This window comes from Methylobacterium sp. 13MFTsu3.1M2, from assembly GCF_900112625.1.
GTDB lineage: Bacteria > Pseudomonadota > Alphaproteobacteria > Rhizobiales > Beijerinckiaceae > Methylobacterium.
Window position 1 is genome coordinate 143,303 of sequence record NZ_FOMM01000018.1, and the last position, 15,577, is coordinate 158,879.

The 15,577-nt window shown below is 72.7% G+C and carries 13 protein-coding genes; 6 read left to right on the forward strand and 7 right to left on the reverse strand.

Annotated elements, in window-relative coordinates; all coding sequences use genetic code 11:
• Positions 1 to 13: 13 nt before the first annotated feature.
• From BM314_RS19035 to rpsO, 3 genes are all read right to left on the reverse strand, one after another.
• On the reverse strand, positions 14 to 235 hold the full coding sequence (locus BM314_RS19035) for a YgaP-like transmembrane domain (protein ID WP_020093742.1): 222 nt from the start codon (positions 233 to 235) through the stop codon (positions 14 to 16).
• A gap of 172 nt (positions 236 to 407) precedes the next feature.
• On the reverse strand, positions 408 to 2,627 hold the full coding sequence (pnp, locus tag BM314_RS19040; protein WP_091979533.1) for a polyribonucleotide nucleotidyltransferase: 2,220 nt from the start codon (positions 2,625 to 2,627) through the stop codon (positions 408 to 410).
• A 221-nt stretch (positions 2,628 to 2,848) separates the two neighbouring features.
• Complete coding sequence (gene rpsO / locus BM314_RS19045; protein ID WP_012317943.1) at positions 2,849 to 3,118, reverse strand: 30S ribosomal protein S15; 270 nt, start codon at positions 3,116 to 3,118, stop codon at positions 2,849 to 2,851.
• Between the two features lie 291 nt (positions 3,119 to 3,409).
• Between rpsO and BM314_RS19050 the strand changes: the two genes are divergently transcribed.
• The 3 genes from BM314_RS19050 (at position 3,410) to BM314_RS19060 (ending at position 7,606) form a co-directional block, all read left to right on the forward strand.
• The gene (locus tag BM314_RS19050) at positions 3,410 to 5,419 is read left to right on the forward strand and encodes a hypothetical protein (RefSeq protein ID WP_091979534.1); all 2,010 of its coding nucleotides are present in this window, start codon (positions 3,410 to 3,412) and stop codon (positions 5,417 to 5,419) included.
• The gene (locus BM314_RS19055) at positions 5,416 to 6,102 is read left to right on the forward strand and encodes a hypothetical protein (protein WP_020093745.1); all 687 of its coding nucleotides are present in this window, start codon (positions 5,416 to 5,418) and stop codon (positions 6,100 to 6,102) included. Before BM314_RS19050 ends, BM314_RS19055 begins: the two co-directional genes overlap by 4 nt.
• 115 nt (positions 6,103 to 6,217) lie before the next feature.
• Positions 6,218 to 7,606, forward strand: a complete 1,389-nt coding sequence (locus tag BM314_RS19060) for an amino acid permease (RefSeq protein ID WP_091979536.1) — start codon at positions 6,218 to 6,220, stop codon at positions 7,604 to 7,606.
• Here the strand turns inward: BM314_RS19060 and BM314_RS19065 are convergent.
• The 4 genes from BM314_RS19065 to BM314_RS19080 form a co-directional block, all read right to left on the reverse strand.
• Positions 7,599 to 8,009, reverse strand: a complete 411-nt coding sequence (locus BM314_RS19065) for a flagellar basal body rod protein FlgC (RefSeq protein WP_020093747.1) — start codon at positions 8,007 to 8,009, stop codon at positions 7,599 to 7,601. The genes BM314_RS19060 and BM314_RS19065 overlap by 8 nt on opposite strands.
• A gap of 62 nt (positions 8,010 to 8,071) precedes the next feature.
• Positions 8,072 to 8,932 (reverse strand): formyltransferase family protein, encoded by an 861-nt coding sequence (locus BM314_RS19070; protein WP_091979537.1) that lies wholly within the window; start codon positions 8,930 to 8,932, stop codon positions 8,072 to 8,074.
• Positions 8,932 to 9,699: an SDR family NAD(P)-dependent oxidoreductase gene (locus BM314_RS19075; RefSeq protein WP_020093749.1), complete on the reverse strand. Its 768-nt coding sequence runs from the start codon at positions 9,697 to 9,699 to the stop codon at positions 8,932 to 8,934. The genes BM314_RS19070 and BM314_RS19075 overlap by 1 nt, the downstream gene beginning before the upstream one ends.
• A 115-nt stretch (positions 9,700 to 9,814) precedes the next feature.
• Positions 9,815 to 11,122, reverse strand: coding sequence for a capsule biosynthesis protein (locus tag BM314_RS19080; protein ID WP_020093750.1), 1,308 nt, complete (start codon positions 11,120 to 11,122; stop codon positions 9,815 to 9,817).
• A 336-nt stretch (positions 11,123 to 11,458) separates the two neighbouring features.
• On the opposite strand from BM314_RS19080, the gene BM314_RS19085 reads away from it, so the two are divergent.
• The 3 genes from BM314_RS19085 to BM314_RS19095 form a co-directional block, all read left to right on the forward strand.
• Positions 11,459 to 12,961, forward strand: a complete 1,503-nt coding sequence (locus BM314_RS19085) for a capsular polysaccharide export protein, LipB/KpsS family (RefSeq protein WP_091979539.1) — start codon at positions 11,459 to 11,461, stop codon at positions 12,959 to 12,961.
• A gap of 218 nt (positions 12,962 to 13,179) precedes the next feature.
• Positions 13,180 to 14,670, forward strand: coding sequence for an LTA synthase family protein (locus BM314_RS19090; RefSeq protein WP_091979540.1), 1,491 nt, complete (start codon positions 13,180 to 13,182; stop codon positions 14,668 to 14,670).
• Between the two features lie 193 nt (positions 14,671 to 14,863).
• A partial coding sequence (locus tag BM314_RS19095) for a polysaccharide biosynthesis/export family protein (RefSeq protein WP_139237843.1) occupies positions 14,864 to 15,577 on the forward strand: 714 nt, incomplete at its 3' end.

A 15,577-nucleotide genomic window follows, 5' to 3' on the forward strand; every position in this document is an offset into this window, starting at 1 on the left:
CGAGGGCTGAGGCTCAGAGATGCTCGGACGCGGCCTTCACGGCGCAGTGGCCGGTGGCGCCGCGCACGGCGAGGCCCACGCCGACCACGAGGGCCAGCAGGCTCAGGAGCTTGTTGGGACGGGGCTGCGCGGCGGCCGCGGCGATGCCGAGGCCCAGCGCCACCGAGACGGCGCGCTCCGTCGTCGACAGATTCGGCTGCCCGCTGAAGATGTCGTGCATCATGTCGTTGGCCATGAGGGTCTCCGATTGGGAAGTCGCGGGGGAACGCGGCATCCGGCGCCCCGTTCCCGGCCGACGACCGGCGGAGCCCCCTCCCGGCGGCGCAACGAAAAGGGCGCGGCCCCGGAGGACCGCGCCCGTCTAAGACATCCCCGCCGACCGAGGCCGGCGCGGGCGTCCCGCGTGCTTACTCGCCGGCCTCGCGGCGGCGCTCGCCACGGTGGCGGCCGCCCTCGCGGGGCTCGCGCGGCTCGTCGCCGCGCTCGGCCCGGTCGGCGTCGCGCTGAGCCTTCACCTTCTCGGTGATGTCCTCGCCGGTCTGCTGGTCGACGACCTTCATGGACAGGCGGATCTTGCCGCGGTCGTCCTGACCGAGGAACTTCACCTTGACCTTGTCGCCTTCCTTGACGACGTCCGTCACCTTGGCGACCCGGTTCGCGGCAAGCTCCGAGATGTGGACCAGGCCGTCCTTGGCGCCGAAGAAGTTCACAAAGGCGCCGAACTCCATGCACTTCACGATCGTGCCGTCATAGATCACGCCGACCTCCGGCTCCGCCACGATCGAGCGGATCCAGTTGTAGGCCGCCTTGATCGCCTTGCCGTCGGCCGAGGCGATCTTCACGACGCCCGTGTCCTCGATGTTGATCTTGGCGCCGGTCTTCTCGACGATCTCGCGGATCACCTTGCCGCCGGTGCCGATCACGTCGCGGATCTTGTCCGTCGGGATCTGCATCGTCTCGATGCGCGGCGCGTACTCGCCGAGCTCCGGACGGGCCGCCGTCAGCGCCTTGGCCATCTCGGCCAGGATGTGGGCGCGGCCGTCCTTCGCCTGGGCGAGGGCGATCTTCATGATCTCCTCGGTGATGCCGGCGATCTTGATGTCCATCTGGAGCGAGGTCACGCCCTCGTCCGTGCCGGCCACCTTGAAGTCCATGTCGCCGAGGTGATCCTCGTCGCCGAGGATGTCGGACAGGACCGCGAAGCGCTCACCCTCGAGGATGAGGCCCATGGCGATGCCCGCCACCGGACGGCGCAGCGGCACGCCGGCATCCATCAGCGACAGCGAGCCGCCGCAGACCGAGGCCATCGAGGACGAGCCGTTGGACTCGGTGATCTCCGACACGACGCGGATCGTGTAGGGGAACTCGTGGGCCGGCGGCAGGACCGGGCGGATCGCCCGCCAGGCGAGCTTGCCGTGGCCGATCTCGCGGCGGCCCGGCGAGCCCATCCGGCCGGTCTCGCCGACGCTGTAGGGAGGAAAGTTGTAGTGGAGCAGGAAGCGCTCCTTGTAGGTGCCTTCCAGCGCGTCGATGAACTGCTCGTCCTCGCCGGTGCCGAGGGTGGCAACCACGAGGGCCTGGGTCTCGCCGCGGGTGAACAGGGCCGAGCCGTGGGCGCGGGGCAGCACGCCGACCTCGGAGAGGATCGAGCGGACCGTCTTCACGTCGCGGCCGTCGATGCGGGCGCCGCTGTCGAGGATGTTCCAGCGGACCACCTTCGACTGGGCCTCCTTGAAGGCGGCCTTGACCTTCTCGGCCGGGAACTTCTCGGCGCCCTCGGGGCAGAGGGCGGCCATCACCTTCGCCTTCACGGCGTCGACGGCGGCGTAGCGCTCCTGCTTGACGGTCTTGGTGTAGGCGGCGCGGAGTTCCGCCTCGCAGACCTCCAGCACGGCCTTCTCGACGTCGGCGTTCTCGGGGGCCTTGAAGTCGCGCGGCTCCTTGGCGGCCTTCTCGGCGAGACGGATGATCGCCTCGATCACCGGCTGGAAGTGCTTGTGGCCGAACATCACGGCGCCGAGCATCACGTCCTCGGAGAGCTCCTTGGCCTCCGACTCGACCATCAGCACCGCGTCCTGCGTGCCGGCGACGACGAGGTCGAGGCTCGACTCTTCCTTGGTCTCGGTGACCAGCGGGTTCAGCCGGTAGCCGCCGTTGATGTAGCCGACGCGGGCGCCGCCGATCGGGCCCATGAACGGCACGCCCGAGATGGTCAGGGCCGCGGAGGCCGCGACCATCGCGACGATGTCGGGATCGTTCTCGAGATCGTGGGTCAGGACGGTGACGACGACCTGCGTGTCGTTGCGCCAGCCGTCGATGAAGAGCGGGCGGATCGGGCGGTCGATCAGGCGGGAGACCAGAGTCTCCTTCTCGGAGGGACGGCCCTCGCGCTTGAAGTAGCCGCCCGGGATGCGGCCGGCGGCGTAGGCGCGCTCCTGGTAGTTCACGGTGAGCGGCATGAAGTCGATGCCGGGCTTCGGCTCCTTGGCGGCGACCACGGTCGCGAGCACCGAGGTCTCACCGTAGGTGGCGATGACGGCGCCGTCGGCCTGGCGCGCGACCTTGCCGGTCTCCAGGACGAGCTTGCGGTCGCCCCACATCAGCTCTTCGCGTTGAACGTCGAACATTCTCAATCTCTTCCTTGCCTGCGGCGGGCCCAAGCCCGGCGCCGCCCGGGGGCAAGACGGCGAGACACTGCGCCGGAATATCCTCGGCGAAGTGTCTCGCGATCCTGCCCCGACGCTGGCGCCTCGAAGCGGCCCGTTTGTCGGGAGGCCGGACCCATTCCGGCAGCCCGTGATGGTGAAACGCGGCCCCGGGCCGGGCCCGGAACCGCGCGAGACGTGCCTTAGCGGCGGATGCCGAGACGCTCGATGAGGGCGCGGTAGCGGGCCTCGTCCTTGCGCTTGACGTAGTCGAGCAGCGAGCGGCGCTGCGAGACCAGCTTCAGGAGGCCGCGGCGGGAATGGTTGTCCTTGCCGTGGGTCTTGAAGTGGCCGGTCAGGTTGGTGATCCGCTCGGTGAGGATCGCCACCTGGACCTCGGGGGACCCGGTGTCCTTGGCGTCCTTGCGGTGTTCCTTGATGAGCGCGGTCTTGCGCTCTGCCGTGATCGACATCGCGTGCCTTTCGGGTTGTGCTGGTCGGATGCGGCGCCCCAAACGGGCGCGCGCGGGCTCGGCGTTCGGCCGGTGCCGGGATGTCGTCCAGCACGGTCACAGCGCCAAGCGGTTCAAGCCCCGCCCGGCAACCCGGGTCGAGGCCGCGCGATCCATACACGAAACCGACGGTTATGCCAGTCCCGAGCCGGGCGGGCCGCAGCGGTGGCGCGTCGCGGCTGTCCGGGCCCGTCCAAAGAACGGTTAACGCCGCCGTGCTACCCGGAACCGCTCACGCGACGCGGCCCGGCGATGAACGGCACCTTCTCGGATGCGTGCGGCGTCGCCGTCGCGACGCTGCTCGGTATCCCCCTCGTTCTCGTGCCGGGCTATGCCCTGGGCGGCCTGACCGGCATCCTCGGGTTCCGCTCGCTCGCGCCCGGCGACCGCCTCCTGTGCGGGGCGCTCCTCGGGATCGGGCTGCTGCCGGCCCTCGACAGCCTGCTGATCCAGGCGGGCGGCGTCCCGGTCGCGGCCCTCGCGACCGGCGCCCTCGGGCTCGCCGCACTGCGGCCGGTCTCGCGGAGCCTGCGCGAGTCCCTCGACCCGGCGGCGCTCGCCCTCGCGCTGCTCTGGCTCGGCGTCGTGGCCTACGCGCTGATCGACGTCGATACCGGCACCGCCCTCTACCGGCCCGTGACGATCATCGACCTCGTCAAGCACGCCGCCCTGACCCGCGCGATCGTGGAGCACGGATTGCCGCCGGTGGACCCGTTCTTCGCCCGGCCCGAGCGGGCGGGCTACTATTACGGCTTCTACACGCTCACCGCCCTGGTCGACTGGGCGGGCGGACGGCTGGTCGACGGGCGGACCGCCTTCGCGGGCGTGGCCTTCTGGACCGGCCTCGCGCTCCTCGGCCTGATCGACCGTCTGCTCGCGGCGACCGGACTCGTCGCGGACGCCGCGCCCCGGCTCGTGCGCCGCGCGGTGCTGATGCTGCTGCCGGCCGGAAGCCTCGACATCCTGCTGGTCCTCGCCGACCGGACGACGTCCGGGACCTGGCTGCCGGTCCCGGAATGGCTGAACGAGCAGGTCCTCAACTGGCCGGCCTCGCTGGTCTGGGTGCCGCACCACGTCGCCGGCGCCCAGGCCGGGTGGCTCGGACTCCTGGCCCTGGCGGAGGTCGCGGACCGGACACGGCCGGACAGGCGCGCGGAGGCGGCGGCGATCGGCGTCGCGGCACTCGCCTTCGCGGCCTGCGCGGGCCTGTCCGTCTGGGTCTGCCTCGGCACGGCGGGAGCGGCCGGTGCCTGGCTGGTGCTGCTCGGCCTGGAGCGCCGCTGGCGCGCCGCGGCCCGGCTGGCGGTTGCCGGCCTGCTCAGCGCCGCGCTGGCCGCCCCTTACCTGCTGAGCGTCCTGGCCAACCGGACCGACGGCGGCGCGCCGATCCGGTTCTCGATCCGGCGATTCGGGCCGCTCGACGGCCTCGTCGACGAGCCGGCCCTGAGCGCGCTCCGCCTGATCCTCCTGCCGCTGAACTACTACACGGCCCTGGGGGTCTGCGCCGCCGGTGCGCTGCTATTCTGGCGCCTCGTGCCCCGCCGGGAGGCGCACGGGCGCGAGGCCGGGCGCCTGCTCACGCTCTGCGCCGCGGCCAGCCTGCTCCTCGGCGGCGTCCTGCGCTCGGCGATCCTCAACAACGACCTCGGCGCGCGCGTGGTCCTGCTCGCGCAGGTCGCGACCCTGGTCTGGACCGTGGTGGCCCTGACCCGCCTGAGCGAGGCGCGGCGGCTCCGATTCCCCGGTCTCCTCGCCGCGCTGCTGATCTTCGGCTACGCGACGACCCTCTACGGCTTCGTCGGGATGCGCGCCTATCCCGCCTCGGACCGGCCCGCCTTCGCCCGCCTCGCCGGCCGTCCCGATATCGACCGGGCGCTGCGCGCGGCCTACGCCTGGGCGGGCACGCACCTGCCCCGGGACCTGGTGCTGCAGCAGTCGCCGGTGCCGCACCGGGTGTTCGATTTCGGGCTCTACGGCCTCCAGCCGACGGGGGTGGCCGACGCGGAGGCGCGCCTGTTCGGCGCCCCGCCGGACGCCGTGGCGTCGCGGCTCGCCGACGTCGCGCCGGTCTTCCGCGACCGCCTGGACGGCGCCGAGGTGCGGCGGCGCGCCGAAGCGGCCGGGATCGGCGCCCTGGTCGTCACCGCGCAGGACGCCCCCTGGAGCAGCCCCGATTCCTGGGTCTGGCGCAGCCCCGCGGTCTACGCCGATCCGCTCGTCCGGATCCTGCGGGTCCAGGATCTCCGTGGAGGATCTCCGTGACTGAACCCAGCCCCGCGGCACCCACCCGCCCGCGCGCCGGGCAGGCCCTGCGCTGGCTCTGCGCCCAGGCGCTGCTGCAGGCCGGCGCCGTCGTCGTCGGCTTCGCCTGCTTCGTGCTGCTGTTCCAGACGGATCTGTGGTCCGGCGTGACGATCCTGTTCTACCGCGGACTGATCCTGCTCGCGGTGGCCTTCCTGCTGACCCTGGCGGTCACGGCGGCGCTGGCCGGGCTCGGCCGGGCCTGGGGATTGCGCCGACGGGACGCCCTCGGCGCCTGCGTCCTGTCGCTGTCCCTGAACCTCAGCGCCTTCGTGATCCTGCCGGTGACGGTCGACCGGTCGATCAGCGTGTTCCTGCTCGGCCAGATGGCCGCCCATCCCGGGGAGCGCTTCACGCCTGAGCGCGCGCGGGCGGTGTTCGAGCGGGTCTATCTCGGCGAGTTCCGGCAGATGGAGCGGCGCTTGGCCGAGCAGCAGGCCTCCGGCAACGTCGCGCGAGCGGGTGACGGCTACGTCATCACCTCGCAGGGCAGCGCCTTCATCCGCTTCTGCGGCCTCGTCGCCCGGGCGTTCCGGACCGACACCCGGATGATCGCCGCCGCACCGTCCCCGCCCGGCGGGGGCGACCCGGAAGCGCGCGGCGGGGCGCCTGAACCCGATCCCGTGGGCGCGGTGCGGCGGTAGGCTGTATCGACTCGGGATGAGGACGGTGCGGCGCCGGTCCGGGCGGTTCCGCGGAGGCCACCGTCCGGGCATGAAAAGTGCCGGGTGACGATCCGGGCGAGGGAGAACGGACGCGATGGCGGAGTCCGCGGTGACCACGGGTGAACGGGCGGGCGCGGGGCGCGGACTCGCCCGGAGCCTCACCGCGCCGGGCCTCGTCGCCATCGGCCTCGGCGCCACGATCGGCGCCGGCATCTTCGTGCTCACCGGGACGGCGGCGGCGCAGTACGCGGGCCCGGCGCTCAGCCTCTCCTTCGTGATCGGCGGCGTCGCCTGCGGCCTCGTCGGCCTGTGCTACGCCGAGCTGGCCGCCATGATCCCCGAGCCGGGATCGACCTACACCTACACCCGCGCGAGCCTCGGGCGGCTTCCCGCCTGGATCATCGGCTGGGACCTCGTCCTCGAGTTCGCCGTGGCCGCGGCGACCGTGGCGGTGGGCTGGTCGGGCTACGCGCAGTCCCTCGCGGCGGAGTTCGGCCTGCATCTGCCGCCGGCCCTAGCCGGGGCGCCCGGCGCCGGCGGCCTCGTCAACCTCCCGGCGGCCGGGATCGTGCTGCTGCTCAGCGCCCTGCTGATGCGCGCCACCGCGGAAGCCTCCCTGGTCAACGGCCTGCTGGTCGCCTGCAAGGTCGCGATCATCCTGGCTTTCGTGGGTGTCGGCGTGGCCCATCTGCGGCCCGAACTCTGGCACCCGTTCGTGCCGGAGAATGCCGGGACCTTCGGCGCCTACGGCTGGAGCGGCGTGTTCCGCGGCGCCGCGGTGGTGTTCTTCGCCTTCGTGGGCTTCGAGACCGTGGCGACGGCCGCGGGCGAGTGCCGGGCGCCGCAGCGCGACGCGCCGGTCGGCCTGATCGGGTCGCTGCTGATCACCACGATCCTGTACGTGGCCATGGCGGCCGTCCTCACGGGACTCGTGCCCTATCGCGACCTGGACGTCGCCGACCCGGTCGCCAAGGCGGTCGACGTGATCGGCCTGACGGGCTTCGCCACGATCATCAAGGCCGGCGCCCTGATCGGTCTGACCACCTCGGCGCTGACCGCTCTCTACGGGCAGAGCCGGATCTTCTTCGCCATCGCCCGCGACGGGCTGCTCCCGAGGATCTTCTGCCGGGTCCATCCAGTAACGCGGGTGCCCGTGGCGAGCCAGCTGGTGATCGGCCTGTTCACGGCGGCCGTGGCGGGGCTCGTGCCCATCGACGTCCTGGGCGAGATCGTCAGTATCGGCACGCTCCTGGCCTTCTGCCTCGTCTGCGCGACGGTGCTGATCCTGCGCCGGACCGATCCGGACCGGGCGCGCCCGTTCCGCGTGCCGGCGGTGACCCTCATCGCGGGACTGGGGATCCTGTCCTGCGTGACGCTGATGGCCTCGCTCCCGGCCGACACCTGGATCCGCCTCGCGGTCTGGCTGGCGATCGGCCTCGCGATCTACGCCGGCTACGGCCGGCGGCACGGCCGGCTCAGCTGATCAGGTTGATGGTGGCCTGCGCGAGCGTCTTGATCGAGGCCGAGGCGCTCAGGCTCAATTCGTAGTTCCGGACCACCCGCTGGAGGTCGGCCGATTCGACCGCGACGTTGACGTTCGGCAGACGGACATAGCCGGTCGGGTCGGCCCCGGGATTGGTCGGGTCGTAGCGGGTGCGGAAGCCGGTGGTGTCGCGGACGATCCGGCCGACCGGGTCGCGGGGGCTGTCGGCCGCCACCGGGGCGAACACCGCGATCTTGCGGGCGTAGGGGGCACCGCCCGGGGTGGTCGGGACCGAATCGGCGTTGGCGAGGTTCTCGGAGATCGCGCGGATCCGCCCGCTCTGCACCTGCCGGCCGGCGGCCAGGGCGCCAGCGGCCGAGTTGAGGGCGCTGGTATCCGGCATGCGCGGGCCCTGTCGACGGCGAGAATCTGACCGAATCCTTGCCGAACAGCCTTAACCGGGGGTTAAGACGCCCGCGCGGAGAGGCTCAGCGCGTCCCGAAGATCCTGCCCGTTGGTCAGGCGAAGGCCGCGGCGGCGCAGCGCGGCCAGCATCGCGCGGTCGGGGAACGGGCAGTAGGGCAGAACGGGCTCGGACCGCCCATCCGGCAGGGTTCCGCTCCGGGTGACGTCCTCGAGCAACCGGTCGAGCATCCCGCGCCCGTGGGCGTGGAGCGCCACCGAGGCCCGGGTCGCGGTGGTACCCTCGGGCAGCGCCAGCGCCTCCTGGGCGAGGATCGCGCCGGTGTCGATCGCGGCGGCCAGCCGGTGCAGGGTCATGCCGAACTGCCCGGGCCCGTCGGCCAGCGCGTGGATCGTCGGCACCGGGCCCCGGTGGCGGGGCAGCAGGCCGGGATGCCCGTTGATCCCGCCGAGCCGCGCCAGCCCGATGGTCTCGGGCTTCAGGATCTGGTCGAAATGGTAGGTGAGGATCAGGTCCGGCGCCGCGTCCCGGAGGGCCCGCGCGACGTCGGGACCGTTGACGTCGTCGACCGTCAGGGTCGGGACGCCGAGGCGGCGGCACAGGGTCCTGAGCGGCGTCGCCTCCGGCGCGTCGCCGCTTCCCGACGCCGCTTGGGTCAGGGGTGCCAGGGGCCGCAGCAGGTCCGGCAGGCCGAAATTGACCGCGAGGTAGGGCAGGATCCCGGGGCCCGAGCGCGCGAGGTGCCGCCGGATCTGCCCAGTGAGGCCGCCGCTCGACGGCCGCTCGGCGTTGGAGAGCCCGACCAGCGCGATGTCGGCCCGGAGATCGGCGACGAGCCGGCGCACCGCGCGGGCGTTCGGCAGTGCCTCCAGAACGAACAGCGCGATCCGGGGTCGCGCCATCAGCGCCGCTTCCGGCGCTGGAAACGGAAGGCGTAGAGGCCGGCCTTGCGGACGTTCTCGGGCAGGAGCAGCACGGTGCGCGCGAGCGCCGTGAGGATGAACGGGAACGCGATCACGTCGCGGTTGGCCGCGATGCCCTTGGCGATCCGCACGGCCGCCTCCTCGGCGCTGATCTCGAGCGGCCGCCAACCCTTGAGCTCGCCGCCCATCGGCGTCTTCACGTAGCCCGGGGTGACGACGTTGACCTTCACGCCGCGGGGCGCGACCTTCTGGCGCAGGGCGAGACCGTGGGCGACGAGCGCGGCCTTGGCACCGCTATAGGCTGGCGCGTCCTGGAGCGGCGCGTAGGCCGCGAGCGACGACAGCAGCACGATCTGGCCGCGCCCGCGCTGGAGCATCAGCGTCAGGGCGGGCAGGATCACGTTGAGCGTGCCGGTGTAATTGATGTCGGCGGTCTCGAAGGCCACATCCTCGGCCTCCACCTGCCCTTCCTGGTTGCCGCCGTTCACCGCCGCGTTGGCGATGACGAGGTCGAGGGGGGCCTCGGCATCCGACCGGTGGACCAGCGCCACGGTGGCGGCCCGGTCGCGGGTGTCGAGGCGGGCGGTCTCGACGGCGGCGCCGCTGGCGCGGCAGTCCCGGGCGACCGCCTCCAGCCGCTCGGCGTTGCGGCCGACGAGGATGAGGCTCGCGCCGGTTTGCGCGTAATGGCGCGCCAGCGCGGCGCCGATGCCGCTCGACGCGCCGGTGATCAGAATGCGGGGCATGGGGCGGGTTACGCCGCCGCGCGGGGAAAGATCAAGGCCGGGAACGGCTCACCGGCGGTTAAACGCGCTTCAAAGGCCGCCGAATGGCGACGGCCCGGGAGCCGGGCGAGCCCGGTCAGTAGACCGGCGCGAGCTCGCCGTCGCGCTCGGCTGCCTCACTCACCGCCCGCGCCGCCGCCAGCATCGCGTCGGGGAGGGCGGCCTCCATCCGCGGTACCGAGCCGGCCACCGCGCGGTCGATCGCCTCCTTGGAGAAGAAGCCGCCGTTGACCTGGGTCCGGTGCAGGACCACGCGGCGGAAATCCGCCATCAGGTCCGTCTCCGGCGGCGTCGGATTCTTCCAGAAGCTGTCGAGGTCGCCCTGATGGGTCAGGCCGGCCATGTTGTAGATCGCGGTGCCGACCGCGTGGGTCGGGCAGCCCATCTCCAGGGACAGCATCCCCACCGTCGAGTTGACGATGACCACGCCGCGGGCGCCCTTGATCAGGGCCGGCAGGTCGCCGCCGTCGATGAAGTCGAGCCGGTCGCTGACGCCGTGGCGGCGGGCCGAGGCGCGGGCGAACTTGCGCCAGTTGATCAGGCCGCTGTCGAGCGGGTGCAGCTTCACCAGCAGCCGGGTCGGCGCCGACGAGCCGTCCGCGAAGGACTTAATCACCCGGTCCATGAAGCCCTCGACGCCGAGGAACGGCGAGTGGACCCGGATCTGGTAGTCGCTGTCGAGCTGCAGCGGCAGCAGGAAGTAGTCGCAGCCGACCGCGCGGTAGATCTCATCGCAGCGCGCCGCCTCGCGGCGGGTATGCGCGCGGCGGGCGAACTTCTTGATCCAGCCCGCATACTCGGCCGCGATATGGGTCGGCCGGTGGCTGCGGAAATGGGGGAAGAGGTAGGGGAACAGGACGTTGGCGAGGTTGTAGCCGACGTCCCAGACGCTGCGCCGGGCCATGTCGCCCGTGGAGGGCATCGCCCGGCCGGGTTGCGGCAGGCGCCGCGCCAGGGCGCGGATCTCGGCGGCCGTCCGGGGGAGGGACGAGAAGCCGTTCACGCCGCCCAGCTCGCAGGTGATCCAGTTCGGGCGGATATAGCCCTCCTCGAACACGTGCACCCGCAGGCCGCGATACTCGGCGATCATGCGGGCCGCCTTGTGGAACGGCCGGCAATCGCCGAACAGCACGATGTCGGTCACGCCCTCGCGGTCGAGATAGGCGTCGAGATACTCGCCCCAGGTCTCGCGGCGACCGCGGTAATTCTCGGCCTCGCCGCTCCAGAACAGCCAGTCGCCGGGGCAGAGATTGATGCGCCGGACGGAGTGTCCCCGCGCGCGCAGCGCCTGTCCGAGATCGGAGAAGAACGGCGTCGCGATGCCCTGCAGGAAGAGGAAGGTCGCGGGGCGGTCGCGGAGGGCGTCGAGGGCGGGCTGTTGCATTCCGCGGCGCTTCTGTCCTTGACCCTGGGCCGGATGAACCGAACCGGCGAGAGACTCTTGAGGTGGCACGGTGCCCGGCGAGCCCGCAATCCGAAGCCATGCCGCGGCATGGCGTTTCCGCGCCGGCGTGGCCCGTCTGCAACGGTCCCGCGTCTGCGGCCTAGCCTCCGGAATAGGCGGGCAATCGCGGCGACGATATGTCCAAATCCTTTCCAGGACGTGGCGACGGCGACGCGCGCTCAGGTTGTCCCCGCGTTGCATCACCATCCCATGCCGGCGAAAATGCGCTACAGGCCTGTTCCGCACCTCACCCGACCGGAGCCGGACGCACCGACCATGCCCGCTGACCCGACCCCGTCGCTCTACGCGACCGGCCGCACGATCCGCCGCCTGCGGGCGGAGATCGAGGCCGCGACGGGCCTCGCCTTCGGTCCGGCGCGCCCCGGCGCCGTCGGCGCGACCTGGGGCGCGGGGAGCCTCGCCGGGCGCCTGCTGGCGCTGACGGGACGGCGCCGGCTCGTGGTCGCGCCCGGGCCGCTCCTGAGCCCCTACGACTCGCCGGAGTCCGGCTTCGCATCCCTGCGGATCACCCTCGACGGGGCGCCTCTCGGCGGGGAGGGCGGCGTCCATTACCTCGACCCCTGGACCGGGGCGCCGATCGACCGCGCGACCTGCGCCGAGCGGGTGGCGTGGCTCGCCACGCGCTTTGCCGAGAACGACCGGCGGGTGGTCTATGTCGGGATGTCGCGCTGGAAGCGGCCCGCCCTCGACGTCCTGGGCGCGGGCCCCGCCGGCCGGCCGATCCACACCATGACCACCGAGGCCGCGATCGCCGCGGGACAGCGCCACGGCGGCCGCCTCCTCGCCTGGGCGACGCGGGCTCCCGGCCAGCTCGAGGAAGCCTGCGCGCGGGCCGGCCTGCCGCTGGCCCGCGTGGAGGACGGGTTCCTGCGCTCCGTGGGGCTCGGCGCCAGCCTGCAACCCGGCGCCTCCATCGTGGTGGACGACCTCGGCATCTACTACGACCCGCGCCGGGAGAGCCGCCTGCAGCGGCTGCTCGCCGAGGCCGACTTCACCCCGGACCTCGTCGCCCGGGCACGGCGCCTGCGCGAGGAGGTCGTGGCGCGCCGGCTCAGCAAGTACAATGTCGGCCTCGACGCCGCCGCGCTCGACTGGCCGGCCGGCCGGCGGATCGTCCTCGTGCCCGGCCAGGTGGAGGACGACGCCTCGGTGCGCCACGGCTCGCCGCTGGTCCGCTCGAACCGGGCGCTGCTGGAGGCGGCGCGGCAGCGCAACCCGGACGCGTTCCTGCTCTACAAGCCGCATCCCGACGTGGAGGCCGGGTTCCGTCCCGGCATCATCCCGGAGGCGGAGGCCCTGACCCTGGCCGACCGGATCGTGGGCGGCATCAGCATCGTCGACCTCCTCGACCGGGTGCATCACGTCGAGACCATGACGTCCCTCGCCGGGTTCGAGGCCCTGATCCGCGGCCTCACCGTGGCGACCCACGGCCGGCCGTTCTACTCCGGCTGGGGCCTGTCGGAGGATCTCGCGCCGGGCGCCGACCGCGGCCGCCGGCTGAGCCTCGATGAGCTGGTGGCCGGCGCCATGATCCTCTACGCGCGCTACCTCGACCCGGTGGCGATGAAGCCGTGCACGCCGGAACAGCTCCTCGACCGCCTCAGCGCGGCCCGGGCGGCAGCGCCGCGCAACGCCCTCTCCCTCGGCCGGACGGCCCACCTGGTGATGCGTGCCCGCTACGGCCTCCTCAATCCCGTCGTGCGGGCCCTGCGCAGCCGGCGCGGCGTCGGCCGCGAGGCCGGCGGCGGACCGCGCTAGGGCGCGGCGCGCGGCGCGAATCCGGTTCCGCGAGACCCTGATGTGACACCAAAGCGATAGCGCGCGCTGCTAGAGTCCGCCCGCAACCGCCCGCCCCGGGACCGTTTCCGATCATTCCGGATCAGGAACGGCTCGCAAGCCCTTGCTCCCGCGCGCTGTTTCCTGCCGGACCGGATGCCGGCGGCGAGCAGGCCCGCCCCACGCCGAGTGCCCGTGTCTTGACGACGTTCCTCATCGCCACCGGTCTCGCGCTCGCCGTGTGCCTCGCCCTGGAGGTGTTCGCGGGCGACTCGACCACCCGGGCGAGCCTCGCGCCCCGGGATCTCGGCCTGCGGCTGCTCGGCTACCTGCTGATCCTGCTGTTCTGGTTCGAGTTCTCCTGGCGGCCCTGGCTCGCGGGGCTGACCTGCGTGATCACCGTGGCGATCCTGATCGTCGTCAGCCGCGCGAAGCGCTCGGTGATCGGCGAGCCGCTGCTGTTCAGCGATTTCGCCCTGCTGCCCCAGGTGCCGCGGCATCCGCAGCTCTACTACATCCCGCCCCTGTGGGACCCGCGCATCGCCGTGCCGGTCCTGCTCACCGCGGCGTTCACCGCGCTGTGGTACTGGATCGAGCCGAGCGTGCTGCCCGCCGCGACCGTGCCGCGGGTGCTGGCGATGCTCGGCCTCCCGCTCGCGCTCTGGCTGCTGGTCAAGGCCGCCCCGCGGCCGCCGCTCGCCCGGCTGATCGCCCGCTGGTTCCCCGAGCCCGACCTGGAGGCCGACGTGACCCGGGTCGGCCTCCCGGCGAGCCTCCTCGGCTACACCGCCCGCGCGATGGCGGGCGGCGTGCCGGTGCCCGCGGCGCCGACCCTGCCGGAGGGCCCGGGCGACGATGTCGTCGTGGTGATCCAGCTCGAATCCTTCGTCGATCCGGAGCGGCTCGGCGGCGCGAAACTGCCGGCGATGGACCTGTTCAGAACCCGGGCCGCGCAGTACGGGCGCCTGCGGGTTCCGGCGCACGGTGCCTACACGATGCGCAGCGAGCACGCGGTGCTCACAGGCCGTCCGTCCGAGAGCCTCGGCTTCGGCCGCTACGACCCCTACACGTCGCGCAGCGGCGACGAGCCGACGAGCCTCGCCCGGCTCGCCGGGAGTCGGGGCTACGGGACCCTGTTCCTGCACCCGTTCCACCGCGACTTCTTCCGCCGGGCGCGGGTGATGGAGGCCTTCGGCTTCGCCGATCTCGTGATGGGCGAAGCGTTCGCGGAGGCGCCGCGCGTCGGGCCCTATGTCGGGGACGTCGCCCTCGGCGCGCGCCTCCTCGCGGAAGTCCGAGCCCGGCGCGCGCCGCTGTTCCTGTTCTGCGTGACCATGGAGAACCACGGCCCCTGGAAGCCCGGGCGGCTGCCGGGCATCGACGATCCGCAGGCGCAGTACCTCCATCACGTCGCCAATACCGGGCGGATGGTCGAGGATCTCGTCGCGGGCCTGGACGCCGTCGCCCGCGAGCGCGGCCAGACCATCACGCTCTGCGTGTTCGGCGACCACGCACCGTCGCTGCCGAGCTGCAAGCCGGGCTTCGGCGGGCGGACGACCGAGTACGCCCTGTTCCGCTTCGGCCGCCCGCAGGCGGTCCCGCGCCGCGCCGACATCGCCGCCGACGAGCTCGGTCGGGCGCTCCGCGGGGCCCTCGCGACGGCACCTGCGGACATCGCCGCGGGGACATGATACGGTTAAGCTTGCGCGGCATAAGCGTGGCCGTGCCACGCTGGTGACGCATTGCCTACGGATAGCGCGACCGTCCGCACGGCGGCCGCCGCACCGGCGCGGTCGTTAAAGCGATCGCAGCGTTTGGCGGTCAAACTGGGTATCCCGGCCCGGGCCAGCGATGGCGCGGGCTCGGCGAGGAGAAATCTTTGTGATGCTGCGTAAGACGGCGTGCACCGCCCTGATGGCCGCCCTCGCGGCTGGATCTGCCGGCGGCTGCACGTACATGCCCGCGGCGGGTCCGACGGCGAGCGCGATCCAGGCCGGGGCCGAGGTCGCCACGGCCGACGGCGGGATCCTTGCCCGCTACGAGATCATCGACGTCACCCCCTCCGTGGTCGAGGCCCTGCGCGGCCGCCCCCTCGACAGCCTGCTCGCCTCCTTCGGCGACCATCGCCCCTCCTCCGAGCCGGTCATCGGCATCGGCGACATGGTCTCGGTCTCCATCTGGGAGGCCGGATCCGGCGGCCTGTTCTCCGGACCCCTCGTCGCCGACCGCTTCTCCGCCGGATCCAAGTCCGCCCTCATCCCCGAGCAGCCCGTCGGGCGCGACGGCGCCATCTCGGTGCCCTATGCCGGCCGCATCAAGGTCGCCGGCCGCCGCACCCAGGACGTCCAGGCGCTCATCGAGAACGAACTCGCCGGCAAGGCCATCCAGCCCCAGGTGCTGGTCTCGGTCACCCGCCCGATCTCCCAGGCCGTCACCGTCACCGGCGAGGGCGCCGCCGGCGCCCGCCTGCCGCTCTCAGGCCACGGCGACCGCATCCTCGACGTCATCGCCGCCGCCGGCGGCAACCGCGCGCCGGTCAACGAGACCTTCGTGCGGCTCTCGCGCGGGCCGGTGACCGCGACCGTGCCGCTGACCACG

Coding starts and splice junctions, on each gene's coding strand:
- BM314_RS19035 (WP_020093742.1), bottom strand. CDS start 235: ATGGCCAACGACATGATGCACGACATCTTCAGCGGGCAGCCGAATCTG.
- pnp (WP_091979533.1), bottom strand. CDS start 2,627: ATGTTCGACGTTCAACGCGAAGAGCTGATGTGGGGCGACCGCAAGCTC.
- rpsO (WP_012317943.1), bottom strand. CDS start 3,118: ATGTCGATCACGGCAGAGCGCAAGACCGCGCTCATCAAGGAACACCGC.
- BM314_RS19050 (WP_091979534.1), top strand. CDS start 3,410: ATGAACGGCACCTTCTCGGATGCGTGCGGCGTCGCCGTCGCGACGCTG.
- BM314_RS19060 (WP_091979536.1), top strand. CDS start 6,218: ATGGCGGAGTCCGCGGTGACCACGGGTGAACGGGCGGGCGCGGGGCGC.
- BM314_RS19065 (WP_020093747.1), bottom strand. CDS start 8,009: ATGCCGGATACCAGCGCCCTCAACTCGGCCGCTGGCGCCCTGGCCGCC.
- BM314_RS19070 (WP_091979537.1), bottom strand. CDS start 8,932: ATGGCGCGACCCCGGATCGCGCTGTTCGTTCTGGAGGCACTGCCGAAC.
- BM314_RS19075 (WP_020093749.1), bottom strand. CDS start 9,699: ATGCCCCGCATTCTGATCACCGGCGCGTCGAGCGGCATCGGCGCCGCG.
- BM314_RS19080 (WP_020093750.1), bottom strand. CDS start 11,122: ATGCAACAGCCCGCCCTCGACGCCCTCCGCGACCGCCCCGCGACCTTC.
- BM314_RS19085 (WP_091979539.1), top strand. CDS start 11,459: ATGCCCGCTGACCCGACCCCGTCGCTCTACGCGACCGGCCGCACGATC.